The organism is Cellulosimicrobium sp. KWT-B (genome assembly GCF_002127155.1).
GTDB lineage: Bacteria > Actinomycetota > Actinomycetes > Actinomycetales > Cellulomonadaceae > Cellulosimicrobium > Cellulosimicrobium funkei.
In genome coordinates, this window is record NZ_NEDO01000003.1 from 522,389 (window position 1) to 548,503 (window position 26,115).

Annotated in this window: 22 protein-coding genes; 14 read left to right on the plus strand and 8 right to left on the minus strand. The window is 76.9% G+C overall.

Annotated elements, in window-relative coordinates:
- Window positions 1-9: 9 nt before the first annotated feature.
- A complete protein-coding gene (locus B9L22_RS12285) occupies window positions 10-891 on the minus strand; it encodes a manganese catalase family protein (protein WP_086150562.1) in 882 nt (293 codons plus the stop codon).
- A 387-nt stretch (window positions 892-1,278) separates the two neighbouring features.
- On the opposite strand from B9L22_RS12285, the gene B9L22_RS12290 reads away from it, so the two are divergent.
- Both B9L22_RS12290 and B9L22_RS12295 read left to right on the plus strand, forming a co-directional pair.
- Entirely contained in the window at window positions 1,279-1,878 is a 600-nt protein-coding gene (locus tag B9L22_RS12290) for a DUF2231 domain-containing protein (RefSeq protein WP_143317274.1), read from the plus strand.
- Window positions 1,875-2,717, plus strand: a complete 843-nt coding sequence (locus B9L22_RS12295; protein WP_158097207.1) for an SDR family oxidoreductase — start codon at window positions 1,875-1,877, stop codon at window positions 2,715-2,717. The genes B9L22_RS12290 and B9L22_RS12295 overlap by 4 nt, the downstream gene beginning before the upstream one ends.
- Here B9L22_RS12295 and B9L22_RS12300 read toward each other — a convergent pair.
- The 4 genes from B9L22_RS12300 to B9L22_RS12315 form a co-directional block, all read right to left on the minus strand.
- A complete protein-coding gene (locus tag B9L22_RS12300; RefSeq protein ID WP_086150564.1) occupies window positions 2,651-2,944 on the minus strand; it encodes a CDGSH iron-sulfur domain-containing protein in 294 nt (97 codons plus the stop codon). The genes B9L22_RS12295 and B9L22_RS12300 overlap by 67 nt on opposite strands.
- Window positions 2,941-3,945, minus strand: coding sequence for a glycosyltransferase (locus B9L22_RS12305; protein WP_086150565.1), 1,005 nt, complete (start codon window positions 3,943-3,945; stop codon window positions 2,941-2,943). The genes B9L22_RS12300 and B9L22_RS12305 overlap by 4 nt, the downstream gene beginning before the upstream one ends.
- Window positions 3,938-5,140, minus strand: coding sequence for an iron-containing redox enzyme family protein (locus B9L22_RS12310; RefSeq protein WP_086150566.1), 1,203 nt, complete (start codon window positions 5,138-5,140; stop codon window positions 3,938-3,940). Before B9L22_RS12310 ends, B9L22_RS12305 begins: the two co-directional genes overlap by 8 nt.
- A 116-nt stretch (window positions 5,141-5,256) precedes the next feature.
- Window positions 5,257-5,514: an acyl carrier protein gene (locus tag B9L22_RS12315; protein ID WP_074806902.1), complete on the minus strand. Its 258-nt coding sequence runs from the start codon at window positions 5,512-5,514 to the stop codon at window positions 5,257-5,259.
- A 273-nt stretch (window positions 5,515-5,787) separates the two neighbouring features.
- Here B9L22_RS12315 and B9L22_RS20250 point away from each other — a divergent pair, with 273 nt between their 5' ends.
- Genes B9L22_RS20250 through B9L22_RS12330 form a run of 3 tightly spaced genes read left to right on the plus strand, consistent with a single transcriptional unit; the run spans window position 5,788 to window position 7,815 of the window.
- Window positions 5,788-6,705 (plus strand): hypothetical protein, encoded by a 918-nt coding sequence (locus B9L22_RS20250; protein WP_086150567.1) that lies wholly within the window; start codon window positions 5,788-5,790, stop codon window positions 6,703-6,705.
- Entirely contained in the window at window positions 6,689-7,195 is a 507-nt protein-coding gene (locus B9L22_RS12325; RefSeq protein WP_081600158.1) for a phage holin family protein, read from the plus strand. The genes B9L22_RS20250 and B9L22_RS12325 overlap by 17 nt, the downstream gene beginning before the upstream one ends.
- Complete coding sequence (locus B9L22_RS12330) at window positions 7,192-7,815, plus strand: DUF3618 domain-containing protein (protein WP_086150568.1); 624 nt, start codon at window positions 7,192-7,194, stop codon at window positions 7,813-7,815. The genes B9L22_RS12325 and B9L22_RS12330 overlap by 4 nt, the downstream gene beginning before the upstream one ends.
- A gap of 147 nt (window positions 7,816-7,962) precedes the next feature.
- On the opposite strand, the gene B9L22_RS12335 is transcribed toward B9L22_RS12330, so the two are convergent.
- The 3 genes from B9L22_RS12335 to B9L22_RS12345 all read right to left on the minus strand — a co-directional run bounded on the left by B9L22_RS12335 (window position 7,963) and on the right by B9L22_RS12345 (window position 14,293).
- The gene (locus B9L22_RS12335) at window positions 7,963-11,748 is read right to left on the minus strand and encodes a PQQ-dependent sugar dehydrogenase (RefSeq protein WP_143317277.1); all 3,786 of its coding nucleotides are present in this window, start codon (window positions 11,746-11,748) and stop codon (window positions 7,963-7,965) included.
- Window positions 11,749-12,062: 314 nt separating this feature from the next.
- On the minus strand, window positions 12,063-12,860 hold the full coding sequence (locus tag B9L22_RS12340) for an MBL fold metallo-hydrolase (RefSeq protein ID WP_031315623.1): 798 nt from the start codon (window positions 12,858-12,860) through the stop codon (window positions 12,063-12,065).
- Window positions 12,857-14,293 carry an aldehyde dehydrogenase gene (locus B9L22_RS12345; protein WP_086150570.1) on the minus strand — a complete coding sequence of 479 codons (1,437 nt, stop codon included), beginning with the start codon at window positions 14,291-14,293 and terminating at the stop codon, window positions 12,857-12,859. The genes B9L22_RS12340 and B9L22_RS12345 overlap by 4 nt, the downstream gene beginning before the upstream one ends.
- Window positions 14,294-14,479: 186 nt before the next feature.
- Here B9L22_RS12345 and B9L22_RS12350 point away from each other — a divergent pair, with 186 nt between their 5' ends.
- The 9 genes from B9L22_RS12350 to B9L22_RS12390 are packed head-to-tail and all read left to right on the plus strand — an operon-like array spanning window position 14,480 to window position 26,096.
- On the plus strand, window positions 14,480-16,156 hold the full coding sequence (locus B9L22_RS12350; RefSeq protein ID WP_086150571.1) for a carbamoyltransferase C-terminal domain-containing protein: 1,677 nt from the start codon (window positions 14,480-14,482) through the stop codon (window positions 16,154-16,156).
- Window positions 16,153-17,820, plus strand: a complete 1,668-nt coding sequence (locus B9L22_RS20755) for an HAD-IIIA family hydrolase (protein WP_369824827.1) — start codon at window positions 16,153-16,155, stop codon at window positions 17,818-17,820. The genes B9L22_RS12350 and B9L22_RS20755 overlap by 4 nt, the downstream gene beginning before the upstream one ends.
- Window positions 17,817-18,893, plus strand: a complete 1,077-nt coding sequence (locus B9L22_RS12360) for a glycosyltransferase family 9 protein (RefSeq protein WP_086150572.1) — start codon at window positions 17,817-17,819, stop codon at window positions 18,891-18,893. The genes B9L22_RS20755 and B9L22_RS12360 overlap by 4 nt, the downstream gene beginning before the upstream one ends.
- Window positions 18,890-19,909, plus strand: a complete 1,020-nt coding sequence (locus B9L22_RS12365; RefSeq protein WP_086150573.1) for a glycosyltransferase — start codon at window positions 18,890-18,892, stop codon at window positions 19,907-19,909. The genes B9L22_RS12360 and B9L22_RS12365 overlap by 4 nt, the downstream gene beginning before the upstream one ends.
- The gene (locus tag B9L22_RS12370) at window positions 19,906-21,180 is read left to right on the plus strand and encodes a glycosyltransferase (RefSeq protein WP_086150574.1); all 1,275 of its coding nucleotides are present in this window, start codon (window positions 19,906-19,908) and stop codon (window positions 21,178-21,180) included. The genes B9L22_RS12365 and B9L22_RS12370 overlap by 4 nt, the downstream gene beginning before the upstream one ends.
- A complete protein-coding gene (locus B9L22_RS12375; protein ID WP_086150575.1) occupies window positions 21,177-23,390 on the plus strand; it encodes a PfkB family carbohydrate kinase in 2,214 nt (737 codons plus the stop codon). The genes B9L22_RS12370 and B9L22_RS12375 overlap by 4 nt, the downstream gene beginning before the upstream one ends.
- Window positions 23,387-24,115, plus strand: a complete 729-nt coding sequence (locus tag B9L22_RS12380; protein ID WP_086150576.1) for an SDR family oxidoreductase — start codon at window positions 23,387-23,389, stop codon at window positions 24,113-24,115. The genes B9L22_RS12375 and B9L22_RS12380 overlap by 4 nt, the downstream gene beginning before the upstream one ends.
- Window positions 24,106-25,245 carry a glycosyltransferase family 9 protein gene (locus tag B9L22_RS12385; RefSeq protein WP_369824828.1) on the plus strand — a complete coding sequence of 380 codons (1,140 nt, stop codon included), beginning with the start codon at window positions 24,106-24,108 and terminating at the stop codon, window positions 25,243-25,245. Before B9L22_RS12380 ends, B9L22_RS12385 begins: the two co-directional genes overlap by 10 nt.
- Window positions 25,242-26,096: an SDR family oxidoreductase gene (locus B9L22_RS12390; RefSeq protein WP_086150577.1), complete on the plus strand. Its 855-nt coding sequence runs from the start codon at window positions 25,242-25,244 to the stop codon at window positions 26,094-26,096. The genes B9L22_RS12385 and B9L22_RS12390 overlap by 4 nt, the downstream gene beginning before the upstream one ends.
- The last annotated feature ends 19 nt before the right edge of the window (window positions 26,097-26,115 follow it).

The window sequence follows — 26,115 nt, forward strand, 5'->3', positions numbered from 1 at the left end:
CTCCCCCTCTCAGTCCTTGTGCAGGGCGTCCTTGACGGCGCCCTTCGCCTTCTCGAGCGTCGAGGGCTTCCCGGTCGTGCCGTGGAAGCGCTCGTCCGCCGTCGTGGGCGGCGGCATCGGGACGCCCGCGGGCGGCTCGGCCACGTAGGTGAACTCGCCCTTGCCGTCGGGGGTCGGGCCGCTCGCCCAGCGCCCCTCGGACGCGTGCTCACCGTCGGAGAAGTTGATGTACTGGTAGGACACGTCGCGGTCCTCCTTCGACAGCGGGAACGTGCTGGGCACCGGGAGCTCCTCGACGCCCTCGTCGCGCAGCTCCTGCGCCGCCGCGAGCCACTGGTTCTGGTGCATCGTGTCGCGCGCGAGCAGGAACGCCAGGAGGTCCTTCACCCCGGCGTCGTCGGTCATGTGGTAGAGCCGCGCCACCTGCAGGCGGCCCTGCATCTCGGCGTTGGCGTTGGCCGTGAAGTCGGCGAGCAGGTTCCCGCTCGCGGTGACGTACCCGGCCGTCCAGGGGTTGCCGTTCGAGTCGACGGGCCGTGCGCCGGCCCCCGCGACGATCGCGTGCTGGGGGTCGGTGCCGCCGATGATCGCCGCCACGGTGGGGTCGTTCTGGACGGCTCCCTCGACGGCGCCGACGGGCGCCTTCTCGAGGAGCTGCGCGATCATCGTCGCGAGCATCTCGACGTGCCCGAACTCCTCGGCCCCGATGCCGTAGAGCAGGTCGCGGTACTTGCCGGGGATGTGGGCGTTCCAGGACTGGAAGCCGTACTGCATGGCCACGGTGATCTCGCCGTACTGCCCGCCCAGCACCTCCTGGAGCTTGCGGGCGTAGACGGCGTCCGGGCGGTCCGGCGTGGCCTGGTGCTGGAGCTCTTGACGGTGGAAGAACATGGTCTCTCCCTCGGGAGGTCGCCTCCCCCGCACGAGCGTGCGCGGGAGGACCACGGCACGCGCCCCGTTCTCGACGCGTCGAGCGTCCTCCCACCCTGTGGCCGTCCGCCGCCGGTCGCATCTGGGGAGAGCCGAACCGCGACACGCCGGATTTCACCCCCGGCGGGGCACGCCGCCGCGGGGACCGAGCCCCTAGCGTGGTGCCCGTCGCGGGGCAGCCGGTGAAGAAGACCGCCGCACGCCTGCCCCGCGGCGAACCGCCCTCGTCCGGGCCCGCCGGGACGAGGGCGACGTGCGTCCCGGGCCCACGCGCGCGAGCGCACGCGAACGTGCCTACGGTCGACGCAGCTTCGAGAACGGGAGCTCGACGAGACCTGAGGAGCCACCATGCCCGACGCCCCCGGCACCGCCGTCCATGACGACGACTCCCCCGTCCTCCTGCGCCTCGCCCGGCGGCTCGAGGACTCGCCCACGCTCGACGGGCTCTCCGGCACCGTGCGCGGCGTCGCGCTCGCCCTCGTCCCCTCGCACGGGCGGCTGCGCGAGGAGCTGCACGGCCACTCGCTCGGCCACGCCCTGCACGCGACCCTCACCGACGTGCCCGTCGGTCTCTGGACGAGCGCCGCCGTGCTCGACCTCGTCGGGGGCGAGCGCAGCGTGCCCGCGGCGCAGCGTCTCGTCGGGCTCGGCGTGCTCGCGGTCGCGCCGACCGCGCTCACGGGCCTCGCCGACTACCTCGACGTCGACCGCCGCGCGCGCCGCGTCGGCGCGGTCCACGCGGCGCTCAACTCCGGCGTCTCGCTGCTCTACGGTGCGTCGTGGCTGCTGCGACGCGGCGGCCGACGCCGGTCGGGCGTCGCCGTGTCGCTCGTCGCCTACGGGCTCGCCGGGGCGAGCGCGTTCCTCGGCGGCCACCTGGCCCAGGCGCTGCGCGAGCCGCCCGCCGAGGTCGCGCTCGGCGACGACGACGTCCCGGACCTCCCGTGACGCCGCGGCCCCCGGCGGTCGTGCGGGACCGCGCGAACGCGCTCGTGACGGGCGCGACGAGCGGCATCGGCCGCGCGCTCGCGGACGAGCTCGCCCGGCGGGGGCACGACGTCCTGGTCGTGGCGGACCGCGACGCCGACGCGACCGTGGGCGAGCTGACCGCGCACGGCGGGACGCACGAGGGCCTCACGGTCGACCTCACGACGCCGCGCGGCGTCGAGGCCACCGCCCGGCGGGCGCGCGAGCTCGGCGTCTCGACCGTCGTCCTCAACGCAGGCGTCGGCGTGCACGGCGCGTACGCGCGCACCCCGCTCGAGGCGCAGCTGCGGGTCGTGGACCTCAACGTGCGCTCGGTCGCGCACCTGACGCACCTGCTGCTGCCCGACCTCCTCGCCGAGGGGCACGGGCGGCTGCTGGTCACGGCGTCCGTGGCCGGCGAGATGCCGGCGCCGCACTTCGCGACCTACGCGGCGTCGAAGGCGTTCCTGCGGTCGTTTGCGTGGTCCCTGCGCGGCGAGCTCGCCGGCACGGGCGTGACGGTCACCGCGCTCCTGCCCGGGCCCACCCGGACGCCGTTCTTCCGGGAGGCCGGCATGGAGCGCACGCACGTGGGGCGCCTGCCGAAGCCGAGCGCCGCCGCGGTGGCGCGGCAGGCCGTGGACGCGCTCGTCCACGGCCGGCCCGAGGTCGTCCACGGTCTCCAGGGCAAGGCCATGCTGGCGGTCGCCCGCGTCCTGCCCCAGCCGGCGCGGGCCGCGTTCCACGGCTGGTTCTACGCGCCCGTCCCGCCGTCGCTCGCGGTCCCGCGCGCCCCGTCGTCGGGCTCGCCGCTGCGGTAGCCGTTCACCTTGTGCGTCCCGTCGCACCACGGCGGGATGGCCGTGCCGCCGCAGCGGCACAGGGCGACCGTCGCGCGGTGCCGCTCGATCTCGCGGCCCTGCTGGTCGACGAGCCGCGCGGGACCACGCACGAGGAGCGGCCCGTCCGGGCACGCCGTGACGGTGACCTCCTCCGCCCGCGACCCCGCCCGGGAGTCCTCGCGCGACGCACCCCCGGGGGCCGTCATGCGGCCACCGCCCGCGTCGTCGCGCCGCGCAGCGCGGCCGTCGGGTGCGCGGCCCGGCGGATCCGCGTGCCGGCGTACGGCACGCCGCCGCGGCCGCGCCAGGCGACCGCGACCCACACGCACACGGCCCGCTCGACCAGCCACGCGGGGGCCCAGAGCGCCGACGACGCGGGCCACGCCGCGGTGCCCCCGGCGCGCCGTCGCCCCGCCTCGGCGAGCGCGACGGCGCCCGCGAGCAACCCCACCAGGGTCCCCAGCCACGCGGCGCGCGCCGGCCCGCGGCGCCGCACCGCGCCGCCGACGCACGCGCCGAGGAGCGGGGCGAGCGCGAGCTCCGCGGCGAGCCGCACGGGCTGCGCGAACGAGTCGTACGCCTGGCGCACGCGCTGCTCGACGAACTTCCGCGTCGGCGGCGGGCGCCGGACCACGAGCAGGTCGGGACGGTGCGCGACCGTCCCGCCGCGGGCGCGCACGGTGCGCTCCAGCTCGAGGTTCTCGAACAGCACGCGGGCGTCGTACCCGGCGGGGCCGAGCGCGTCGCGCCGCAGCACCACCGTGCCGGCCCAGTCGTGACCGAGCGCGCGGTTCACGAGCGAGCGCGCGGTGTCCCAGCGCGCGTGCCACGGCAGCGGGTCGAAGACGTTCTGCGGCACGACGGCGTCGGCGTCGTCGAGCGCCGCGAGCGCCCGGTCGAGCGTCGCGGCGTCCCAGCGCACGTCGTCGTCCGCGACGACGACGCGCGGTGCGGTCGTCGCGGCCAGGGCGGCGAGGACGCCCACCACCTTCCCGTTGCAGCCCGGGGGCGGCGGGCCGACGGCGACGGTCCGCGCCGCGCCGCCCCACGCGGCGGTGTGGCGGTCGCGGACGGGACCGGGCGACCCGTCCGCCACGACGACCTCGACGTGGCGCGCGAGGTCGTGCAGGTAGGCGGACAGCTCGGCCGTCGCCGGCTCGTCGGGCTGCTCGCGGCGCAGCGGCAGCACGTAGGTCACGTCAGCCACGCGGCGCGTCGCCCTCCTGCGCCGCGGCGGGGCCGGTGCCCGGCTGCGGCTCGACGGCGGGTGCGAGCGGCTCGCGCAGCGCCGACGCGCCCTGCTGCCAGCGCTCGAGCGCGTGGGCGGCCACGTCGCCCTCCACGGCCAGGCACGCGGCCGCGCCGAGCAGGACGTCGTCGCGCAGCGCGGGCTCCTGCTCGACGAGGCGCCCCGCGAGGTCGCGCGCCGCGATCTGCTCGTGCACCGCGTCCGCCTCGACGTGCTCGTCGAAGTACCAGGTGGTGTCCGCGTCGTGCCCGAGGCGGCGGAAGCCGTTGCCGTACAGGCGGCTCGGCACCGACGACGTCATCTCGAACGCGGCGAGGTGGCCGACGATCGCGCCCCGCAGGCGCCGGTGCAGGCCGAAGAGCGACATCGTGTTCAGGGCCGCGAGCACGACCGCGGGCACGGCGTCGACGTAGCGGCCGTACGTGTCGTCGAGCCCGACGCCGCGCATCGCCTGCGCGAACAGCTCGGCGTGCATGCGGCCGGGCCGACCGCCGCCGTACTCGTCCGCCTGGATCTCCACGAGCGCCGCCTTCGGCACGCCCGCGAGCCGCGGGACCGCCCACGTGTGCGGGTCGGCCTCCTTGAGCTGGTAGAGGGACTTCAGCGCGAGGAGCTCGCGCGCCTGCCCCGCGTCGGCGCGCTTGGCGACGTACCGCGACAGGCTCGGGCCGTCGTCGGCCGCCGCGAGCTCGAACAGCCGTCGCGCGACGCCCGCCGCGTCGGTCGCGTCGCACGCCGGCCGGCCGGCGCGCTCGCGCACCGCGGCCTCGAACGGGGCCTCGAGACGTGCCCGCACCGCGAGCAGTGCGGGATCCCACTCCCAGTCGTCGTCGACGCCCTCGACGCCGCGGTAGTGGAGCTCGTAGAGGAGGGTGAGGGTGAGCTGGACGTCCTCGTCGCGCAGGATCGTCCCGGCCGCGCCGTCGAGCGCCGACCCGACGGCGTCCTCGACCGGGCGCAGGCGGTCGTCCGCACCCGGGGGCTCGACGAGCGCGGCGAGGAGCGCGGCGCTCAGCGGGCCCCGCGGACGGGGCAGCGGCAGGCGGCCCGACCCCGGTGCCGGCGAGGCTCCGGGCGCGGGCTCGTCCGCCGGACCGGTCGTGGTCGCCGACCCGGCGGTGGGGACGTGGGCGGGGAGGGCGGTGGAGGTCATCACGTGTTCCTGACGCTCGCGCGGACGGCGCCCCTGCTCGACGCCACCGCCATGCTCCCCACGGACCGCCCGACTCGCGAGCCGAACCGGCTCCCGAGCGGGCGGCCGACGGTGCATCAGCCCTGCTGGGAGCCCTGCGGGGACGTCGCGGACGTGCCGTCCTGCGTCAGCTCGGCGAGGAAGCGGTGGCACTGCTGGGCCCGCTCGGAGTCCTCCGCCATCACCTTCTCGAAGAACGCGGCGATCTCCTCCTTGCCCGCGTTCCGGGCGTCGCGCACGTACTGGCCGTAGTCGTGCCCGGCCTTGAGCGAGTGGTACTGCACCGAGATGAGGTCGAACGTGACGTCGTCGAACCCGGTCTCTCCTGTGGCCATGGTCGAAACCTCCTGCGCCCGGGGGCGCCGTCGTGCTGCCGGGCCGGGCCCGGCGGGGGCGGCCGGCTGCTGGACCTCCTCCCACGGTCGCAAGGCCCCGTCCGCTCGCAACCCGCGGGGCGACCCCCCCGTTCCAGTTGTGTGCGCGCGGCCCGCGCCTAGCGTGGGAGGTGGTCCAGGAGGTGGCCGTACCGGCGGAGCGAGAGCCCGGCACGGCTACCGCTCCGTCTTCAGTCACGCCGCACGAGCGGCGACGACGACGGGAGTCCGACCATGAGCGAGACGAACGTGCCGTACGGCTCGGGGCCCGGTTCGCCGGGTGTCGGGACGGCGCAGGGCACCGGGGACGGCGGCGGCGCCGCGTCCGGGATGAAGCAGCGCGCGAGCGAGGCCGCGTCCCACGCGGGCGACGCCGGACGCGAGGTCGCGCAGGACGCGAAGGAGAAGGCGCGCGACGTCGCGCACGAGGCCACGGACCGCGCCCGCGGCCTGGTCGACCAGACGAGGACGGAGCTCAGCGACCAGGCGCGCACGCAGCAGGAGCGCCTCGCGGGCGGGCTGCGGTCCCTCGGTGACGAGCTCCGCCAGATGGCGGACGGCACCGAGGACCCGGGCTACGCGACCGACCTCGTGCGGCGCGCCGGGGACGCCACCGGGCAGGTGGCGCAGTGGTTCGAGGACCGCGAGCCCGCGTCGGTGCTGCACGAGGTCGAGGACTTCGCGCGGCGCCGTCCGGGGACGTTCCTCCTCCTCGCCGCCGGGGCCGGCCTGCTGGTCGGGCGCCTCGTGCGCGGGATGAAGGACGCACCGGACACCGGCTCCGACCGCGCGCAGAGCGGCGGCACCGGGTCGACGCCGTCGGCGACGCGCGGCGCGCACGCCGCACCGCTCGGCACGACCACGGGCACGGGCACGACCACCGGCGCGACGACCGGGACCACCGGGACCGTCGGCGGGACCGGCACGACCGGGACCACCGGCGTCCCGGGCACGACCGGCGGCACGGGCACGACGGGCGCGCCGGACATCGGCACGGCGGGCGCGTACCCGGGCCTCGCGAACGACCGCCTGGCGCACGACCCCGACGTCGCGACGTCGGCCGAGGGCGCTCCCCCGGCGCCGTCGTACCCGCCCACGACGCCCGGCTCGGGCGCCCGGCCGGGAGGTGGCCCCGATGTCGTACACCCCTGACCCGTTCGCCGCGGCGGGCACCGGCCGGCACACGACGGGCAGCGGCCCCGACCCGGGCCTCGCGGCCACGCCGCAGCCCGTGCCGACGTCGGCGGACCAGCAGGCCGAGCAGCAGAGCCTCGGCGAGCTCGTCGCCGAGGTGAGCCGCGACCTGTCGACCCTCATGCGCCAGGAGGTCGAGCTCGCCAAGGCGGAGGCCAAGCAGTCCGCGCAGCGCGCCGGGAAGGGCGCCGGGATGCTCGCCGGCGCCGGGGTGGCGGGCCACATGGTCCTGCTGTTCCTCTCCGTGGCGCTGTGGTGGGCGCTCGGCGCCGTCATGGGCCGGGGCTGGTCGGCCGTCGTCGTCGCGGTGCTCTGGGCGATCGTCGCCGCGGTGCTCGCGGCGCGCGGACGCAAGGAGCTGCGCACGGTCGAGGGCATGCCCGAGACCACGGACACCCTCAAGAAGATCCCGAACGCCGTCCGAGGACACGAGGAGAAGAACTCATGAGCACCAGCGATCCGGAGGAGATCCGGGCGGACATCGAGCGCACGCGGACCGAGCTGAGCCGCGACGTCGACGCCCTCGGGGAGAAGGTCAAGCCCGGCAACGTGGCGCGCCGCCAGGTGGACCGCGTCCGGTCGGGCGTGACGAGCGTCAAGGACCGCGTCATGGGCAGCGCGCACGACACGGTCGACTCGGCCCGGGACACGTCGCACGGCGTCGCCGAGCGCGGGCGCGAGGCGGCCTCCTCGGTCGCCGACTCGGCGCGCAGCACGGCGTCCTCGGTCGCCGACACCGTGGGCTCCGCCCCGCGGGCGGTGCGCGAGCAGACGCAGGGCAACCCGCTCGCCGTCGGCCTCGTGGCCTTCGGCGTGGGCCTCGTCGTCGCCTCCCTCCTCCCGTCGAGCCGCGCCGAGCAGCGCGCCGCCGTCGGGGTCAAGGAGAAGGCGGCCCCGCTCGTCGAGGACGTGAAGTCCACGGCGCAGGAGGTCGTGCAGGACCTCAAGGAGCCCGCCAAGGAGGGCGCCGAGGCCGTCCGCGACGCCGCGAAGGACGCCGCGCAGTCCGTGGGGCAGCACGGCAAGGAGGCCGCGGCGGACGTCCGCGACCAGGTGAAGGAGGGCTGACAGGCCCGCACGACGGCGGCCCGGGTGACGCGTGCGTCACCCGGGCCGCCGTGCGTCCGGAGCGGGTCGGTGCCCGGACGCGCGAGCGCCGGGTGAGGCGGCGTCGGACGTCCGCCTCACCCGGCGCTCCTGCGCTTCAGGCCGGTGTCAGCCGCACGACAGCGCGTCGTGCTCGGCCGTGACCGTGGCCTTCCTCCCCTCGGCGTCGGTGGCGGTGACCGTGGCGGAGCCGGCCTCGACCTCGCCGGAGCGGACCGCGAACGACTGGTAGGCGTTCGCGCCCGGGGCGACGTTCTCGACCGTCTTCGTGCCGTACGGCGTCTCGAGCGTCACGGTGAGCGGCACGTCGTCCTCGTTGAGGGCACGGACCGCGACGTAGGTCTTGCCCGCGAGGCAGCGCGCCTGCGCGGTCGCCGTGACGTCGGGCCCGGCCTCGCCGGCGGGGACGCCGGTGAGGTACTCGAAGCCGTGGGCCGCGAAGTCCTCGCCGTCGGGCGCCTGGTCCCACTCGAGGACGTAGTACGCGACGCCGGCCTCCTGCGCCGCCGTGAGGATCTCCTGGAGCGGCACCTCGCCCTCGCCCAGGTTGGTGAACGACGGGCGGCCGCCCGCGTTCAGACCCGTGGCGTCCTTGACGTGGAGCAGCTCGATCCGGTCGCCGTACTGCTCGATGAGCGCCGGGACGTCGACGCCCGCGTGGGCGGCCCACGCGACGTCGAGCTGGAACGTCACGTACTCGGGGTTCGTCTCGCGGACCAGGATCTCCCAGGCCGAGAGCGTCTCCCCCTCGTGCTCGTACGTCGTGCGGAACTCGCCGTCGTGGTTGTGGCCGAAGAACTTCGTGAAGCCGGCGTCGACCGCCCGCTCCCCGAGCCGGTTCATGGCCTCGGCCGTCGCGAGCGTGTTCTCGTAGGTGCCGATCCCCGGTGCGGGCCAGCCGCCCGAGCCGACGTACTCCTGGCCGAGCGTCCCCACGTAGTCCAGGGTCGCGTCGAACGTGGCCTCGTCGACGTTGTAGTGCGACGACTTCACGCTCAGGCCGTAGGAGTCGGCCAGCGCACGGAACTCCTCGGCGGTGTAGCCGGAGAAGTTGCCGCCGAAGGGCTCGATGTTCTTGAAGCCGATCTCCGACAGGCGCTCGAGGACGGCCGGGAGGCCCGCCTCGTTGACCCACGGGATGAGCGAGAACATCTGGATGGACACCTGCTCGGCCGGCACGACGACCGGCTCGGTGCTGCCCTCGCCCACGGCGAACGTCACCGCGTCGACGTCCACGCCGCCGGTGGTCGTCACGACGACCGAGCCGGTGCCCTCGGGCACGCTGCTCAGCGCCTGCGTGACGTCCTGCCAGCCCTCGCCCGTGAAGGCGAAGTCGGCCAGCGGCTCGGAGGACTCGGCCCCCGCACCCTGCCAGCTCAGCGTGACGGTGCCCTCGCCGCTGCCGCGGACGGTCACCTCGTCGACGGCCTCGCCCGTCGGGGCGTGGACGAGCGCGAGCGGCCGGTAGGTGAACGAGTCGCCCTCGTCGAACGAGGTGACGTAGCGGCCGGCGTTCGCCGCCGCGTCCTCGACGACCTCGACGCCCTCGGCCGCGTCGTACCACTCGGCCTGCTGCGCCTGCGGCTTGAGGATGTGCGTGGCCTCGCCGGTGATGGCGGGGACGTCACCCTGGGCCTTATCCGTGTAGGTCACGACGAGCGTGCCGAAGATCTTCTCGCCCTCGCCGTGCTCGACGGCGTCGGGGCTCGTCTGGATCGTGAAGCCGCAGCCGTCCTCGGTGACCGCGGCGCGCCCGCTCACCTCGGGGTGGGCGTGCTCGTTGTGGCCGAGGCCGAACGTGTACTGGATGTTGGTGCACACCGGCTCGTCGCCGTCCTCGGCGTCGTGCACCGAGACGGTGTACGGGACGGCGTCGCCCCAGTCGAAGACCGCGCCGTCCGGCTGGCTCAGCGTGATCTCCGGGGCGGTGTTGCCGACGGTGACCTGCTGGATCGCGAGGCCGAAGTTGCCCTCCGGGTCCGTGACGCGCAGCTGCACGGCGAACCGGCCGCGCTCGGTGAACGTGTGCGTCACCGTCTCGCCCTGGGCGTCGTACTCGCCGTCGGCGTCGAAGTCCCAGTCGAAGGTCAGGCCCTCGTTCGGGGTCTCGGCGTCCGTGGTCGCCGAGGCGTCGAACGTCACCTCGAGCGGCGCGTCGCTGCCCGACACCGGGGTGGCGGAGATCGCCGCGCGCGGGGTCTTGTTCTCCGACCCGTAGGTGATGCGGTACAGCCCGGCGTCCGGGTTCTGGCGGAAGAAGCCGTCCCCGTACTCCAGGACGTACATGGACCCGTCCGGACCGAACTCCATGTCCATGACGTTGTCCCAGATCGGCTGGTTCACCGTCTCCAGGTGCGCGTTGGGCAGGAAGTCCTCGACCGCGGTGACCTCACCGGCCGACGAGAGCTCGTCGAGCGTGAACGCGACGACGTAGTCCTGGGAGAACTCCGCCATGAACGGCTTGCCGTCCCAGTACGCGGGGAACTTGCCCGGCGCGTCGGGGTAGTCGGCGGAGCGGAAGATCGGGCCGCCCATGGGCGCCTGGCCGCCGCCGCCCAGCTCGACCAGCGGGTCGAGCAGCTCCGGCTGGTCGCCGGGGCGGTCGCCGTAGTACACCTGCGGCGCCGTGGCCGGCGGGACGACGTCCAGGCCTGTGTTCCACGTGGAGTTGTTCTTCGCACCGGCCTCGCAGTCGAACCACTCGCCGGGCGTGCCCGTCGCGAAGTCCCACTCGTTGTAGTTCGCGTTGGGGCCGTGGCAGTAGGGCCAGCCGCCGTTCATCGGCTCGGTCGTGAGCTGCCACTCGACGTAGCCCATGGGGCCGCGGTCGGGGTTGGCGTTCGCCGCGTCGGGGCCGTAGTCGCCCCAGACGAGCGCGCCGGACTCGAGGTCGTAGTCGATCCGGAAGGGGTTGCGCACCCCCATCACGTAGATCTCCTCGCGCACCAGGTCCTCGGAGCCCTCGTACTGCGGGTCGTCGAAGAGGTTGCCCTCGGGGATCGTGTACGTGGTGCCCGGTCCGACCTCGGTGCCGGGGGCGATGTCCTCGATCGGGTTGATCCGCAGGATCGCGCCGCGCAGGTCGTTCGTGTTGCCCGCGCTGCGGCGGTCGTCGAACCCGGGGTTCATGCCGGGCGCGTTGTTGTTCGGGGCGTACCCGTCCGCGCCCGGGGCGCCGGCCGGGGTGTTGTCGCCCGTGGACAGGAAGAGGTTGCCCTCGGCGTCCCACGCCATGTCGGCGCCGACGTGGCAGCACTGGCCGCGCTGCGCGTCGACCTTGAGGATCGCGCGCTCGCTGTCCAGGTCGAGCGTGCTGCTCTCCGCGTCCCACGTGAACCGCGAGAGCTGGTTGTAGCCCAGCCACCGGTCCCAGTAGCTCTCGTCCTCGCCCGCGGGGAGCGAGTTCGGCGCGCTGCCCTGCGGCGTCGTCTCGGGGTACTCGACCCCGGTGGGCGAGGTGCCCTCCATGACGCGGGGCGCGTACACGAGGTAGACGAACCCGTTCTCCTCGAAGTCCGGGTCCAGGGAGATGCCCTGCAGCCCGTCCTCGGAGTTGGCGTAGACGTCGAGCTTCGCGATCTGCGTCGTCCGCCCGGTCGCGGTGTCGGTGAGACGGACGACGCCGTCGCGCGCGGTGTGCAGGACCCGCGAGTCGGGCAGCACGGCGAGGTCGATCGGCTCACCGGTGTCCTTGCTCAGCAGGACCTTCTCGTAGTTGTTCCAGTCGAGTGCCGCGTCGTCCTGCGCGGCCTCGGCGGCGGTCTCGCTCTCGTCTCCGCCGTGGCCGGGGTGCGCGCTCGCCCCGCTCATCGCGAGCGGGACGAGCAACGCGGCGGACAGCGCCGCCGCGGCACCTCGGGCGAGCCTGCGTCGGCTCGTGGATGGTCTGTGCACAACGTCCTCCTTGACGTGGATCGAGGAGCCCGTGGTCCCCGACCAGCAGCGCGGCACCTGTGCTCGGTGCCGCTGCTCGACGATCGCCGCTGATCGGTCGACCCGGATGGGTGGACGGCCCCGGGGACCGGGGCCTGCGCGGCGCCGTCCTGGCCCCGCGCTGCGTTCGACCCTAAGCGCGACTTTCGCTGATGCCAAGTCAGAAGTTGAAATATTGAGACGAAAAGTTGGGCCGGACCCCTCACGAAAACCGACCACAAGGTCGCTGTTCCTGGTGGGTCGCCGGGCGGGCCCTCACGGTGAGCATCTGCCCGTCAGTCGACCCGGAGGTCGACCGTCGCGCCCCGCGCCACGGGCCGGATCTCGACCCCGGGCAGCTCCGGCGACCGCGCGAGGAAGTCGCGCAGCGGGCTGCGGAACACGCCGTAGTCGTCGTAGTGGATCGGGACGACGAGCGGCACGCCGACGCGCCGCACGAGGTCCGCCCCCTGCACGTCGTCCATGGTCACGGTCCGGCCGAGGATGCGCGTCCCGCCCAGGTGCGCGACCACCGAGTCCAGGTGCGGGAACGCGTCCGCGACGACGTCCACGTGGTCGCCCGTGAGCGTGTCGCCCGTGACGTAGACCTGGGTCTGGCGGTCGCCGTCCACGCGGTGCGTGTAGACGGTGCCCATGACCTCCGGCAGCAACGAGCGCATGACGCCGCGCGCGTGGATCGCCGGGACCGACTCCACGTCGAGCGTCTCCTTCCCCGAGCGGAACGTCTCGATCGTGCCGGTCGGCATGCCGACCGTCGCGAAGTGGTATCGCGCCAGGCGCCGCGCCGCGGACGGCGTGGTGAGGAGCGGCACCTGCCGCGTCAGGCCGCGCCGCGCGACCCGGTCGAAGTGGTCCCCGTGCAGGTGGGACAGGACGATCGCGTCGAGCGGCGGGAGGCCCGTCGGCCCGAGCGCGGGCTGCGTGCGGCGCCGCGACGCGAGGCCCTTGCCGAGGTAGGCCCACTGGCCGCGGTGCAGGAAGTTCGGGTCGGTGAGCACGGTGAAGCGCCCGAACCGCAGGAGCGCCGTCGCCGTCCCGCCGAACGTGAGCGTCGCGCTCGCGCGGCGGCTCACGGCTCCCCCAGCGCTTCGAGGTGGACGGCCTTGCGCACGGTCATCTCGTCGAGCAGGTCCGGCCCGTACCCGGCCCCGCCGCCGCTGCCGCGCCGCGGGTCGGCGGACCCGCCCGGCGCGCCCCCGAACACCGCGTTCACCTTGACCGTGCCGACGTCGAGCACGTCCGCCGCGCGCAGCGCGTGCGCGAGCGACGGCGTGAGCACGGTCGCCGCGAGCCCGTACGCCGACGCGGACGCGCGACGCAGGCCCTCGTCGAAGTCGGCGACGCGCACGACCGGCGCCACGGGGCCGAACGTCTCCGTCGTGAGCAGGTCCACGTCGTCCGGGCACCGGTCGAGCACCGTGGGCGCGTAGTACGACCCGGCCCGGTCGAGCCGCAGGCCGCCGGTCACGACCTCCGCACCCGCCGCGAGCGCCCCCTGCACGTGCTCCTCGACGACGGCGAGCTGCGCGTCGTCGACGAGCGGCCCCATGGTCGTCGCGTCGTCGGCCGGGTCGCCCACCACGACCGCGTCGGCGAGGCGCGCGAGCTCGGCGACGACCGCGTCCGCGACCTCCTCGACGACGTACGCCCGCTCGACGGCGGTGCACAGCTGGCCGCCGTTGGTGAACGCGCCGGTCGCGATCTGTCGCGCGGCGAGCACCGGGTCGACGCCCGCGTCCACGACGAGCGGGTCCTTGCCGCCGTTCTCGAGCAGCACCTTCGCCCCGCGCGCGCCCGCGGCGGCGGCGATGCGCCGGCCCGCGGCCGTGGAGCCGACGTGCGCGACCAGGGCGACGTCGTCGTGCGCGACGACGGCCGCGCCCGTCCCGCCGTCGCCGCTGACGACGCGCAGGACGTCCGGCGGGAGCGCGCCCGCCACGATCTCGGCGAGGCGCACGCCGGGGGCGTCGCTGCGCTCGGACGGCTTGTGCACCACGGTGTTGCCGGTGACGAGCGCCGCGGCGAGCAGCCCGGCGGCCGCCGGGTAGGGGTCGTTCCACGGCGTGATCACCGCGACGACGCCGCGGGGCTCGCGGCGCACGACGTCCAGCGCGGCGGGGTCGCCCGCGAGCACCCTGCCCGCTCGGCCGAGGCCTGCCACGGCGGCCTCGTCGAGCAGGTCGGCGGCGACCTCGGCCGACGCGCGCGCCTCGGCCCGCAGCCGTCCGGTCGTCGTGCACAGGAGGTCGCCGAGCTCGTCGACGGCGGCGCGCACCGCGCGGGCGGCGGCGCGCAGGGCACCGGCTCGCTCCCCCGGCGGGGTCGCGCGCCACGCGGGCCAGGCGGCCGCGGCGGCGCGCACGGCGGCGTCGACCTCGTCGGCGCCCGCGCAGCGGACCGGGGCGGCGGGCCGACCCCTCGCCGGGTCGGTCCGGTCGAGCCGGCGCTCGCCCGCGGCCGGCGTGGTCGGGTCGGGGTGGGTGGTGGGTGCGGTGGTCGTGGTCATGCAGGCCTCCCGGGAATCACACGAAGAGAACTACCCATAGGTGCGACGTCGGCGTGCGAGAACCGCTTCTCCGGGTCAGGGTGAAGTCGGGTTGCAGCAGAGCCGACCCGCACGCGTCAGGTGGAGTGCCCCCGGTTTCTCGAGGCGCACCACGAGCCTGACCCGAACGAGGAAGGCTCGCAGCCCATGCGCGTCCTCGGAGTCAACGCCCTGTTCCACGACCCGTCCGCCGCCCTCGTCGTCGACGGCCGGGTGGTCGCCGCCGCGGAGGAGGAGCGCTTCTCGCGGCGCAAGCACGGCAAGCGACCGCTGCCGTTCGCGGCGTGGGAGCTCCCCGAGAAGGCGATGGCCTGGTGCCTCGAGGAGGGCGGGCTGCGCCCCCAGGACCTGGACGCCGTCGCGTACTCGTTCGACCCGGCGCTGGCCAAGCCCGCCGAGGAGATGGGCCTGCCGGACCCGTGGGACTGGCTGCGCGTGCAGTACGCCGAGCGCGCGCCGCAGTTCCTCGCCACCGCGCTGCCGGGCCTGTCACCCTCGACGGTGCGGTTCGTACCGCACGAGGTCGCGCACGCGGCGTCGGCCGCGCTGGCGTCGCCGTTCCCGGTCGCGAGCGTCCTGTCGCTCGACGGCCGCGGGGAGCGCTCGTCGCACCTCGCGGGCCGGTACGACCACGGCCGCCTCGAGGTGCTCGCGAGCCAGGAGCTGCCGCACTCGCTCGGGCTCGTCTACGAGTCGCTCACCGAGCACCTGGGCTTCCTGCGGTCGAGCGACGAGTACAAGGTCATGGCGCTCGCGTCGTACGGCGAGCCGCGCTTCCTCGACGACCTGCGCGAGGTGCTCTACGCGACCGGCGACGGCGGCTTCGTCGCCGAGGTGCCCGACTGGGAGCGCTGGGCGCCGCGCCGCACGGACGACGGCACGTGGGGCACCGCGCACGGCGGCCGGGCCGAGCACGCCGACCTCGCGGCGTCGGTGCAGGCGCGGCTCGAGGAGGTGCTCGTCGACCTCGCCACGTGGCTCCACGGGCAGACGGGCGACCGCGTGCTGACCATGGCGGGCGGCACGGCGCTGAACTGCGTCGCGAACTCGCGGGTCTGGCGCGAGTCGCCGTTCGAGGAGGTCTGGGTCCAGCCCGCGGCGGGCGACTCCGGCACGGCGCTGGGCGCCGCCCTCCAGCTCGCCGCGGAGGCGGGCGACACCGTCGAGCCGATGGGCTCGGCGGCGCTCGGCCGGGCGTGGGGCGACGACGCGCTCGCCCGGTGGCTGCGCACCGCGCAGGTGCCGTTCACGACGCCCGACGACCTGCCCGCCGAGGTCGGACGCATCCTCGCCGACAACGGCGTCGTGGCGTGGTTCGACGGCCGCGCCGAGCTCGGACCGCGGGCGCTGGGGCACCGCTCCCTGCTCGCGCACCCGGGACCGGTGGAGAACCTGGAGCGCCTCAACGACGTCAAGGGCCGCGAGCAGTTCCGACCCGTCGCGCCGATGGTCCTGCTGGAGGACGCCGCGGAGATCTTCTCCGGCGGCCCCGTCCCGAGCCCGTACATGCTGTTCGTGCACGAGGTGGCGCCCGCGTGGCGCGACCGGATCGCGGCCGTCGTGCACGTCGACGGGACCGCGCGCATCCAGACCGTCGACGACTCGACCCCGCGCCTGCAGGCGACGATCCGGGCGTTCAAGGAGCTGACCGGGCTGCCGGTCGTCGTCAACACGAGCCTCAACACCGCGGGGCGTCCGATGGTCGACGACCCGCGCGACGCGCTCGAGCTCTTCGGGTCGGCCCCGGTGGACGCGCTCGTGCTCGGCCCGCACCTCGTGCGCCGGCCCGACGTGTTCGCCGCTCCGTCCGGGGCGACGGCGTGAGCGCGCCCGCGGGACGCCCCGCTCCCCCGGTGCCGTACGCCGTCGTGGTGCCCTCCATCGGCCGCCCGTCGCTCGACCGGCTCCTGGAGTCCCTCGTCGCCCAGGCCGACGGCCCGGACTCCCCCGGGCCGGCCGAGGTCGTCGTCGCGGACGACCGCCGCCTGCCGCCGCCCGGCACGACCGACCCGGTGCCCGTCCCGCTCGACCTCGGGGACGCCGGCCGTGCGCTCGGCGCGCACGTCGTGCGCACCGGGGGCCGGGGCCCGGCCGCCGCGCGCAACGCCGGGTGGCGCTCGACGACCGCGCCGTGGGTCGTGCTCCTCGACGACGACGTCGAGCTCCCCGCCGGGTGGGCGCGCCACCTCGCGCACGACCTCGCGGCGGCGACGCCCCGCACCGGCGGCGTGCAGGGCCGCCTGCACGTGCCGCTGCCCGCGCACCGCCGTCCGACGGACTGGGAGCGCGGGACCGCCGGGCTCGAGCGCGCGGCCTGGGCGACCGCCGACATGGCATACCGGCGCGAAGCGCTCGAGCAGGTCGGCGGGTTCGACGAGCGCTTCCCCCGCGCCTACCGCGAGGACGCCGACCTCGCGCTGCGCGTGCGCGAGGCGGGCTGGGAGCTCGTGCACGGCACGCGCACGACGACGCACCCCGTGCGCCCCGCGGACGACGCCGTGAGCCTGCGCGTGCAGGCGGGGACCCGCGACGACGCGACGTTCCGCGCCCTGCACGGGCCGGGGTGGCGCGAGCGCGCCGAGACCGGTCGCGGCCGCCTCGCGTGGCACGTCGCGACCGTCGCGGCCGCCGCGGTCGGCGTCGGCGGGCTCGTCGCGCGGCGGCCGCGCGTCGCGGCGCTCGGCGTGCTCGGGTGGGCGGCCCTCACCGCGCAGTTCCTCGGGCGCCGCCTCGCGCCGGGGCCGCGGCCGGGCGACGACGCGTTCGGTCCCGAGCTGCGGCGCATGGCGTGGACGAGCGCCGCCATCCCGTTCGCCGCGGTGCGGCACCGCGTCGCGGGCACGCTCGCCGCCCGGCGCGGGCTCGAGCCCTGGCCGCCGCCGCTCGCGGCCGTGCTCCTCGACCGCGACGGCACGCTCGTGCACGACGTCCCGTACAACGGCGACCCGGCGGCGGTGCGTCCCGTCGAGGGCGCCCGCGCCGTGCTCGACGACCTGCGCGCCCGCGGGGTGCGGCTCGGCGTGGTGTCCAACCAGTCCGGCGTCGGGCGCGGGCTCCTCACGCGCGCGCAGGTCGACGCCGTGAACGCGCGCGTCGAGGAGCTGCTGGGCCCGTTCGACACGTGGCAGGTGTGCCCGCACGCGCCGGACGACGCGTGCGCGTGCCGCAAGCCCGGTCCCGGCCTCGTGCTCGCCGCGGCGGCCGACCTCGGCGTCGAGCCGTGGCGGTGCGCCGTCGTGGGCGACATCGGCGCCGACGTGGGCGCCGCGCTCGCTGCGGGCGCGACCCCGGTCCTCGTGCCGACGCCCGTGACGCGCGCCGAGGAGGTCGCCGCCGCCCCGTGCGTCGTGCCGGACCTCGCCGCGGCGGTCCGCGCGCTCGACGACCGCCTCCCCGGCCCGCCCCGGGAGCACGACGCCGCGCCCTCCCCCGGCGCGCCCGCTCCCGGCACGCCTGCGGCGGCACCGGGCGAGGAGCGTGCGGCATGAGCGCCGACGTGCTCGCCGTGCGCCTCGACAGCGACGGCGACGTCCTGCTCACGGGCCCCGCGGTCCGGGCGATGGCGCACGCGGCCGCGCGCGACGGCGGCCGCGTGGACGTCCTGGCGGCCCCGGCCGGGCGCGCGGCGGCAGAGCTGCTCCCGGACGTGCGCGACGTGCTCGTCTTCGACGCCCCCTGGTCCGGCTACCGGCCCCCGCCCGTCGACCGCGCGAGCGTGCTCGACCTCGTCGCGACCCTCGCCGAGCGGCGCTACGCCGCCGCGGTCGTCTTCACCTCGTTCCACCAGAGCCCGCTGCCCGCGGCGATGCTGCTCAAGGTCGCGGGCGTCGGGCGCGTCGCCGCCGTGAGCGAGGACTACCCGGGCTCGCTCCTGGACGTGCGGCACGCCCGCGCGGACGGCCTGCACGAGGTCGAGGCCGCGCTCGACCTCGCCCGCGCCGCAGGGTTCGGCGCGCCGCCCGACGGCGACCGGCTGCGCGTGCGCGGGCCGCTGCCCGACGTGTCGTCGCTCGTGCCCGCGGGGCCCTACGTCGTCGTGCACCCCGGCGCGTCCGTCCCCGCCCGGGCCCCGGCGCCCGACCACGCGCGCGACCTCGTCGCGGCGCTGGTGCGCGCGGGCCACGAGGTGGTCGTCACGGGCGGCCCCGGCGAGACCGACCTCGCGGCGCACGTCGCCGCCGGGCGCGCGCGGGACCTGTCGGGGCGCACGGACCTCACGGGCCTGGCCGCGGTGCTCGCGGGCGCCCGGTGCGTCGTCGTCGGCAACACAGGGCCCGCGCACCTGGCCGCCGCGGTGGGCACGCCCGTCGTGTCCCTCTTCGCCCCCGTCGTCCCCGCGGAGCGCTGGGCGCCGTGGGGCGTGCCGACCGTCCTGCTCGGCGACCAGGAGGCCGCGTGCTGCGGCACGCGCGCCCGGGTGTGCCCGGTGCCCGGCCACCCGTGCCTCGGCGTCGACCCGGACGACGTCGTCGCGGCCGTCGACCGGCTCGTCGTCCCGCACGTCGTGGGGACGCCCGCGCCCCGCGCGACACCGCTCCGGACCGTGGGGGTGACCCGATGAGGATCCTCGTGTGGCACGTGCACGGGTCGTGGGCGACGTCGTTCGTCGCCGGCGGCCACGAGTACCTGGTCCCGGTCGTCCCCGACCGCGGGCCCGACGGCCGCGGCCGCGCGCGCACCTGGGACTGGCCGCCCGGGGCGCGCGAGGTCGCGCCGGACGAGCTCGCCGACCTCGCGGCGGAGCGCGCGATCGACGTCGTGGTGCTCCAGCGCCCCGAGGAGGTCGAGCTGCTGCGGCGCTGGACCGGGCTCGTGCCCGGCCGCGACGTGCCCGCCGTCTACGTCGAGCACAACGCCCCGACCGGCCACGCGGCCGCGACCCGGCACCCGCTCGCCGACCTCGACGTCGTCGAGGAAGGCCTCGTGCCGATCGTGCACGTCACGGCGTTCAACGCGCTCATGTGGGACACCGGCGACGCGCGCACGCTCGTCGTCGAGCACGGCATCCCCGACCCCGGCCCGCTGTACACCGGGGAGCGGGCGAGCGTCGGCGCCGTCGTCAACGAGCCCGTGCGGCGCTGGCGCGTCGCCGGGACCGACGTGCTCGTCGGGCTGGGGCGGCACGTGCCGCTCGACGTCTACGGGATGGGCGTCGGCAAGCTCGCCGAGCACCTCGCGGGGCCCGGCGCCGCGCCGCACGACCTGCCGCACGACCTCCCGCACGGCCTGCACGACGACGTCCCCCAGGCCGCGATGCACGCGCGGCTCGCGACGTCGCGCGCCTACCTGCACCCCTACCGCTGGACGAGCCTCGGGCTCTCCCTGCTCGAGGCGATGGCGCTCGGGATGCCCGTCCTCGCGCTGCCGACCACCGAGGCGCCCGTCGCGGTGCCCCCGGCCGCGGGGCTCCTCAGCGCCCGTCCCGACGAGCTCGCCGCGACCGCGCGGCGCTGGCTCGCCGACCCCGACGACGCCCGCGAGCACGGCCGGGCGGCCCGCGCCCACGTGCTCGAGCACTACTCCCACGCCGCGTTCCTGCGGCGCTGGGACACGGTCCTGACGGAGGTGACCTCATGAAGATCGCGATGATCTCGGAGCACGCCAGCCCCCTCGCCGCCCTGGGCGGCGTCGACGCCGGCGGGCAGAACGTGCACGTCGCGTCGCTCGCCACGCGGCTCGGCGCGCAGGGCCACCGCGTGGAGGTGTTCACGCGCCGCGACGACGCGTCCCTCCCGGAGCGCGTCCCGCTCGCGCGCGGCGTCGAGGTCGTGCACGTGGACGCCGGTCCGCCCGTGCCCGTGCCCAAGGACGACCTCCTGCCCCACATGGACGCGTTCGGCGCCGACCTCCTGCGGCGGTGGATCGAGCCCGGGCCCCGGCCCGACGTCGTCCACGCCCACTTCTGGATGTCCGGGATCGCGGGCCTGCTGTCCGCGCCCCCGCTCGGGGTCCCGCTCGTGCAGACCTTCCACGCGCTCGGCTCCGTCAAGCGCCGCCACCAGGGCGCGCACGACACGAGCCCCGCCGAGCGCGTGGCCCGCGAGCGCCTGCTGTGCCGCGCGGTCGACCGGATCGTCGCGACGTGCGCCGACGAGGTCGCCGAGCTCGTCGCGCTCGGCGCCGACCCCGACCGCATCGACGTCGTGCCGTGCGGCGTGGACCTCGGCCGCTTCCTGCCCGACCCGGACCGCACCGAGCACCTGCACCGCGAGCCCGGCCGCCTGCGCCTGCTCTCGGTGGGCCGGCTCGTCGAGCGCAAGGGCGTCGACACCGTCATCGAGGCGCTCGCCGCGCTGCCGGGCGCGGAGCTCGTCGTCGCGGGCGGCCCCGCGCCGGGCACGCTCGACGACGACCCGGAGGTCCTGCGGCTGCGCGCCGTCGCGGTGGCCTCCGGCGTCGCGGACCGCGTGCGGTTCGTGGGCAGCGTGACGCAGGACGACGTGCGCGACCTCATGCACGCCGCCGACGCCGTCGTGTGCGACCCCTGGTACGAGCCCTTCGGGATCGTCCCGCTCGAGGCCGCGGCGTGCGGGCGCCCCGTCGTGGGCGCCGCCGTGGGCGGGCTGCTCGACTCGGTCGTCGACGGGCGCACGGGCCTGCTCGTCCCGCCGCGCGACCCCGGGGCGCTCGCCGCCGCGCTGCGCCGGCTCGCCGACGACCCGGCGTTCGCGGAACGCCTCGGCTCGGCCGCGCGGCTGCGCGCCGAGCACCTGTACGGCTGGGTCACGGTCGCGGAGCGCACCGCCGAGTCGTACGAGCGCGTCACCACGGCCCGCCGGGCCGAGCGCGGTCGCGCCCGGCCGGTGGCGGCCGGGCGCACCGCGCTGCGGGCGGTGAGCGCACCGTGACCGCGCCCCGGACGCCCTCCGGCGACACGCCCGGTGCCGGGTCCGGCGACGGCCCGCACGACGCCGCGCGCCGCTGGCTGCGCGCGCACGCCGACGACCTGCACGACGGCCTCGACCTGCTCACCGCCGAGGCGGGCCGGATCGACGCGTGGGGCGCGCGGCTCGCCGACACCGTGCTCGCGGGCGGGCGGCTGCTCGTCGCGGGCAACGGGGGCAGCGCCGCCGAGGCGCAGCACCTCACCGCCGAGCTCGTGGGCCGCTTCGACGGCGAGCGCACCCCGCTGTCCGCGATCAGCCTGCACGCGGAGACGTCGAGCCTCACGGCGATCGTCAACGACTACGGCATCGCCGAGATGTACGCGCGCCAGGTCGCGGCGCACGGTCGCCCCGGCGACGTGCTCGTGCTCCTGTCGACCTCCGGCGAGAGCGAGAACGTCGTCGCCGCGGCCCGCCGGGCCCGCGAGCTCGGCCTCACCACGTGGGCGCTCACGGGCCCGCGGGACTGCGCGCTCGCGGCCGCGTGCGACGACGTGCTCGCCCTGCGCGGCGCGTCGACCTCGTCCGTCCAGGAGCTGCACCTCGTCGTCGTGCACGCGCTGTGCGCCGCGCTCGACGCGCACGTGCGCCACCGCGAGGCACGCGCCGCGGCAGACCTCCCGGGCGCCGGGTCGGCCGACGACCGACCGGCCCCGGCACCCGCACCGGCCTCCGCGGCGGCGACCGGACCGCAGGTCGTCGTCGTCGGGGACGTGCTCCTCGACCGCGACGTCGACGGCCAGGTCACCCGCTTCTCCCCCGACGGCCCCGTGCCCGTCGTCGACACGCTCGGCGTCCGGCGCAGCCCGGGCGGCGCGGGGCTCACCGCGCTCCTCGCGGCCGACGGCGCGAGCGTGCGCCTCGTCGCGCCGTTCGGGGACGACGACGCGGGCTCCGAGCTGCGGGCCCTGCTGCGCCCGCACCTCGACGTCGTCGCGCTGCCGCAGGTCGGCACGACGCGGCGCAAGACCCGCGTGCGCTCCGGCGGCCAGACCGTCGTGCGCGTCGACGACGGCGGCCCCGCCCGGCCCGGCGACCTGTCGGAGCGCGCGGCGCGGGCGGCGCTCGCGGGGGCGGACGTCGTGCTCGTGTCCGACTACGGCGCGGGGACGACCCACGCCGGGCCGGTCCGCGACGCGCTCGCGCACGCGGCCCGCACCGGGACGCTCGTGTGGGACCCGCACCCGCGCGGCGGCGCCCCGGTGCCCGGGACGGCGCTCGTCACGCCCAACCTCGCGGAGGCGCTCGACGCCGCCGAGGCGCTCGGCCTGGACGCGACGCCCGACGACCCCGGGGGCCTCGCGCGGTCGCTCGCGGCCGCGTGGGACGCGGGGGCGGTGTGCGTCACGGCGGGCGACCGCGGGGCGTTCGTCGCGCGCGCGGACGGCGAGCCCGCGTACGTGCCCGCGACCGTCGCGCACGGCGACCCGTGCGGCGCGGGCGACCGCTTCGCCTCGACGGTCGCGGTCGCGCTCGCCCGGGGCGAAGGGCTCGTCCCGGCGGTCGTCGCCGCCGTCGGCTCGGCCTCGGCCTGGGTCGCGGCGGGCGGCGCGGAGGGCTACCGGCGCCGGGCCGACTCCCTCGCCGACCGCACGCCGGGCGCGGCACGGGAGCACGTGCCGGACCGCGCGTCCGGTGCCCCGGCCCCCTCCGGCGCGACGCAGGACGTCTCGCCGTCGGACCCCGACGGGCCCGAGGCCGTGGCCGCCCGGCTGCGCGCCGCGGGCGGCACCGTCGTCGCCACGGGCGGCTGCTTCGACATCCTGCACGCCGGGCACGTCGCGACGCTCGAGGCAGCCGCGCGCCTGGGCGACCACCTCGTCGTCCTGCTCAACGGCGACGCGTCCGTGCGACGGCTCAAGGGGCCGCAGCGCCCCGTCGTCGGGCAGGCCGACCGCGCCCGGGTCCTCGCCGCGCTCGACTGCGTGGCCGCGGTCGTCGTGTTCGACGAGGACGACCCGCGGGCCGCGCTCGACCGCCTGCGCCCCGACGTCTGGGCGAAGGGCGGCGACTACACGGAGGAGACGCTCCCCGAGGCGGAGACGGTCCGGCGCCACGGCGGCCGGGTCGTCGTCCTGCCCTACGTCGACGGCCGTTCCACGACCTCGATCCTCGAACGCTCCGGGCGGTTCGCGCCCGGGGTCCCCACCCTGACGGAGGAGACCACCGCATGACCACCACCACGTCCGCCCGGCGGACCGACGTCCCCGTGCCCCGCGAGCTCGGCACCGTCTACGTCACCGGGGGCGCGAGCGGCCTGGGGGCCGCGCTCGTCGAGGCGGTGACGGCGGCGGGCGGCAAGCCGGTCGTCCTGGACCGGGTCGCGCCCGCCGACGGCGTGCCGCACGCGGTCGTCGACCTGTCCGACTCCGCCGCCGCGGCCGCCGCGGTCGAGCGGCTCGCGCTCGAGGTCGGGCCGCCCGACGCCGTCGTCACGGCCGCCGGCACCGACGCGTGCGGGCGCCTCGACGAGATCGACGTCGAGACGTGGGAGCGCGTCGTGCGCGTCAACCTGTTCGGCACGGTCGCCGTCGTGCGCGCCGCGCTGCCGTTCCTCGAGGAGCGCCGCGGCACGGTCGTCACGGTGGCGTCGACGCTCGGCCTCAAGGGCGTCTCGGACGCGACCGCCTACTGCGCGTCGAAGTTCGCGGTGCGCGGGTTCTCCCAGGCGCTCGCCGCGGAGCTCGCGGGCCGCGTCGGCGTCACGTGCCTCGTGCCCGGCGGGATGCGCACCGCGTTCTTCGACGGCCGCACCGAGCAGTACAAGCCGGGGCCGGACGCCGACCTCAACGACCCGCGCGCGACCGCGGCCGCCGTCGTGACGGCGCTGCGCCAGCCGGTGGGCTGCGAGATCCGCGAGATGCTCGTCATGGCGTCCGGCGAGACGTCGTGGCCGTGACGGCGGGCGCGACGGAGCTGGCGCCCGACCTGCCGGGGCTCGCGGGGCAGGACGAGGGGACCGTCCTCGTGCTGCGCGCGCTCGGGCTCGGGGACGCGCTGACGGCCGTGCCCGCGCTGCGGGGCGTGCGGCGCGCGTGGCCCGGCCGGCGCGTGCTCCTCGCCGCACCCGCCGAGGTCGGCGGCTGGCTCCGCGACCTCGGCCTGGTCGACGGCGTCGTGCCGACCCGCGGCCTCGAGCCGCTCGTCTGGGCGCAGGAGGCGCGGACGCTCACCGGTGCGGACCCCGGGCACGTGGCGGTGAACCTGCACGGCAGCGGCCCCGAGAGCCACCGGGTGCTGCTCGACACCGCCCCGGAGCGGGTCGTCGCGTTCGCGTCGGGCGACGCGGGGGTCGACGGGCCGGGCTGGGACCCGGACGAGCACGAGGTCGACCGCTGGTGCCGGCTCGTCACCGCGGCGGGCGGCGCGTGCTCGCGCGAGGACCTGCGGCTCGACCCGCCGGGGTCGCGCGGTCGCCACGTCGTCGTGCACCCCGGCGCGGCGTCCGGCGCGCGCCGCTGGCCCGCGGACCGCTTCGCCGCGGTCGCGCGCGACCTCGCGGCCGCCGGTCACGACGTCGCCGTCACGGGCGGCCCCGACGAGCGCGACCTGTGCGCGCGGGTCGTGGCCGACGCGGACGCCGCCCTCGGCGGCCCCGCGGGGGCGCCGGACGGGACCGGCAGCGTGACCGACACGGCCGGGACGCTCGACCTGCCCGCGCTCGCCGACGTCGTCGCGACGGCCCGGCTCGTCGTCTGCGGGGACACGGGCGTGGCCCACCTGGCGACCGCGTACGGCACCCCGTCGGTGGTGCTGTTCGGCCCGACGCCGCCCGCCACGTGGGGCCCCGCCGTGGACCCGGAGCGGCACGCGGTGCTCTGGCACGGCGACACGGAGCAGGGGCCGGCGCCTGCGTCCGACGACGCCGCGCGCGGCTACCGCGGCGACCCGCACGCCGCCGACCTCGACCCGGCGCTCGGCCGCATCACCGTCGCCGAGGTCGTCGCGGCCGCGCGGTCGCTCCTCACAGGGCCGCAGGACCCTGCCGAGATGCGTGCGGGCGACGACGTCCGGAGGGTCGAGTCATGACCTCTCCCGATCTCGACCCCCGCACCGCCCGGTCCGCGACCCCCGCGGGCGAGGGAGCGCACGAGCGCCCCGTCGCCCTCGTCACGGGCTCGGAGTCCGGCATCGGACGCGCCACCGCCGTCGCGCTGGCGGCCGACGGCTTCGACCTCGGCCTGTGCTGGTACGCCGACGAGGAGGAGGTGCAGGAGACCGCGCGCCAGGTCCGCGAGCGCGGCGCGACGGCCGTGACGCGCCGCGTCGACGTCACCGACCTCGACGCGCTGGCCCCCGCCGTGGACGCCCTGGCGGCCGAGCTCGGGCGGGTCGACGCGCTCGTCAACGTCGCCGGGACGGGAACCGCGACGCCGTTCCTCGACCTCGACCTCGGGACGTGGCGCGAGGTGCTGACGACGGACCTCGACGGCCCGTTCGTGCTCACCCAGGCCGCCGCGCGGCACATGGTCGCGGGCGGGCGCGGTGGCCGCGTGGTCAACGTGACCAGCGTCCACGAGCACGCGCCGCGCGTCGGGGCCGCCCCGTACTGCGCGGCGAAGGGCGGGCTCGGGCTGCTGACCCAGGTCGCCGCGCTCGAGCTCGCGGAGCACGGCATCACGGTGAACGCCGTCGCCCCCGGCGAGATCGCGACGGCGATGACCGGCCAGGAGGACGAGGACCCGCACCCGACGGCGCGCCCGGGCGTCCCGCTCGGGCGGCCCGGGGACGCGCGCGAGGTCGCCGCCGTCGTCGCGTTCCTGTGCGGCCCGGCCGCGACGTACGTCACCGGGGCGTCCTGGCCGGTCGACGGCGGCATGCTCCGGATGGGCCCGATGGCGGGCTCCCACCTCGCCTCGGACGACTGGCGCCGCCCGTGACGCGCCGCCCCTGACGACC

What these genes read in the sequence shown, in the direction of transcription:
- B9L22_RS12285 (WP_086150562.1), bottom strand. Translation starts at nt 891, where the DNA reads ATGTTCTTCCACCGTCAAGAGCTCCAGCACCAGGCCACGCCGGACCGC.
- B9L22_RS12290 (WP_143317274.1), top strand. Translation starts at nt 1,279, where the DNA reads ATGCCCGACGCCCCCGGCACCGCCGTCCATGACGACGACTCCCCCGTC.
- B9L22_RS12300 (WP_086150564.1), bottom strand. Translation starts at nt 2,944, where the DNA reads ATGACGGCCCCCGGGGGTGCGTCGCGCGAGGACTCCCGGGCGGGGTCG.
- B9L22_RS12310 (WP_086150566.1), bottom strand. Translation starts at nt 5,140, where the DNA reads ATGACCTCCACCGCCCTCCCCGCCCACGTCCCCACCGCCGGGTCGGCG.
- B9L22_RS12315 (WP_074806902.1), bottom strand. Translation starts at nt 5,514, where the DNA reads ATGGCCACAGGAGAGACCGGGTTCGACGACGTCACGTTCGACCTCATC.
- B9L22_RS20250 (WP_086150567.1), top strand. Translation starts at nt 5,788, where the DNA reads ATGAGCGAGACGAACGTGCCGTACGGCTCGGGGCCCGGTTCGCCGGGT.
- B9L22_RS12325 (WP_081600158.1), top strand. Translation starts at nt 6,689, where the DNA reads ATGTCGTACACCCCTGACCCGTTCGCCGCGGCGGGCACCGGCCGGCAC.
- B9L22_RS12330 (WP_086150568.1), top strand. Translation starts at nt 7,192, where the DNA reads ATGAGCACCAGCGATCCGGAGGAGATCCGGGCGGACATCGAGCGCACG.
- B9L22_RS12345 (WP_086150570.1), bottom strand. Translation starts at nt 14,293, where the DNA reads ATGACCACGACCACCGCACCCACCACCCACCCCGACCCGACCACGCCG.
- B9L22_RS12350 (WP_086150571.1), top strand. Translation starts at nt 14,480, where the DNA reads ATGCGCGTCCTCGGAGTCAACGCCCTGTTCCACGACCCGTCCGCCGCC.
- B9L22_RS12360 (WP_086150572.1), top strand. Translation starts at nt 17,817, where the DNA reads ATGAGCGCCGACGTGCTCGCCGTGCGCCTCGACAGCGACGGCGACGTC.
- B9L22_RS12365 (WP_086150573.1), top strand. Translation starts at nt 18,890, where the DNA reads ATGAGGATCCTCGTGTGGCACGTGCACGGGTCGTGGGCGACGTCGTTC.
- B9L22_RS12370 (WP_086150574.1), top strand. Translation starts at nt 19,906, where the DNA reads ATGAAGATCGCGATGATCTCGGAGCACGCCAGCCCCCTCGCCGCCCTG.
- B9L22_RS12380 (WP_086150576.1), top strand. Translation starts at nt 23,387, where the DNA reads ATGACCACCACCACGTCCGCCCGGCGGACCGACGTCCCCGTGCCCCGC.
- B9L22_RS12390 (WP_086150577.1), top strand. Translation starts at nt 25,242, where the DNA reads ATGACCTCTCCCGATCTCGACCCCCGCACCGCCCGGTCCGCGACCCCC.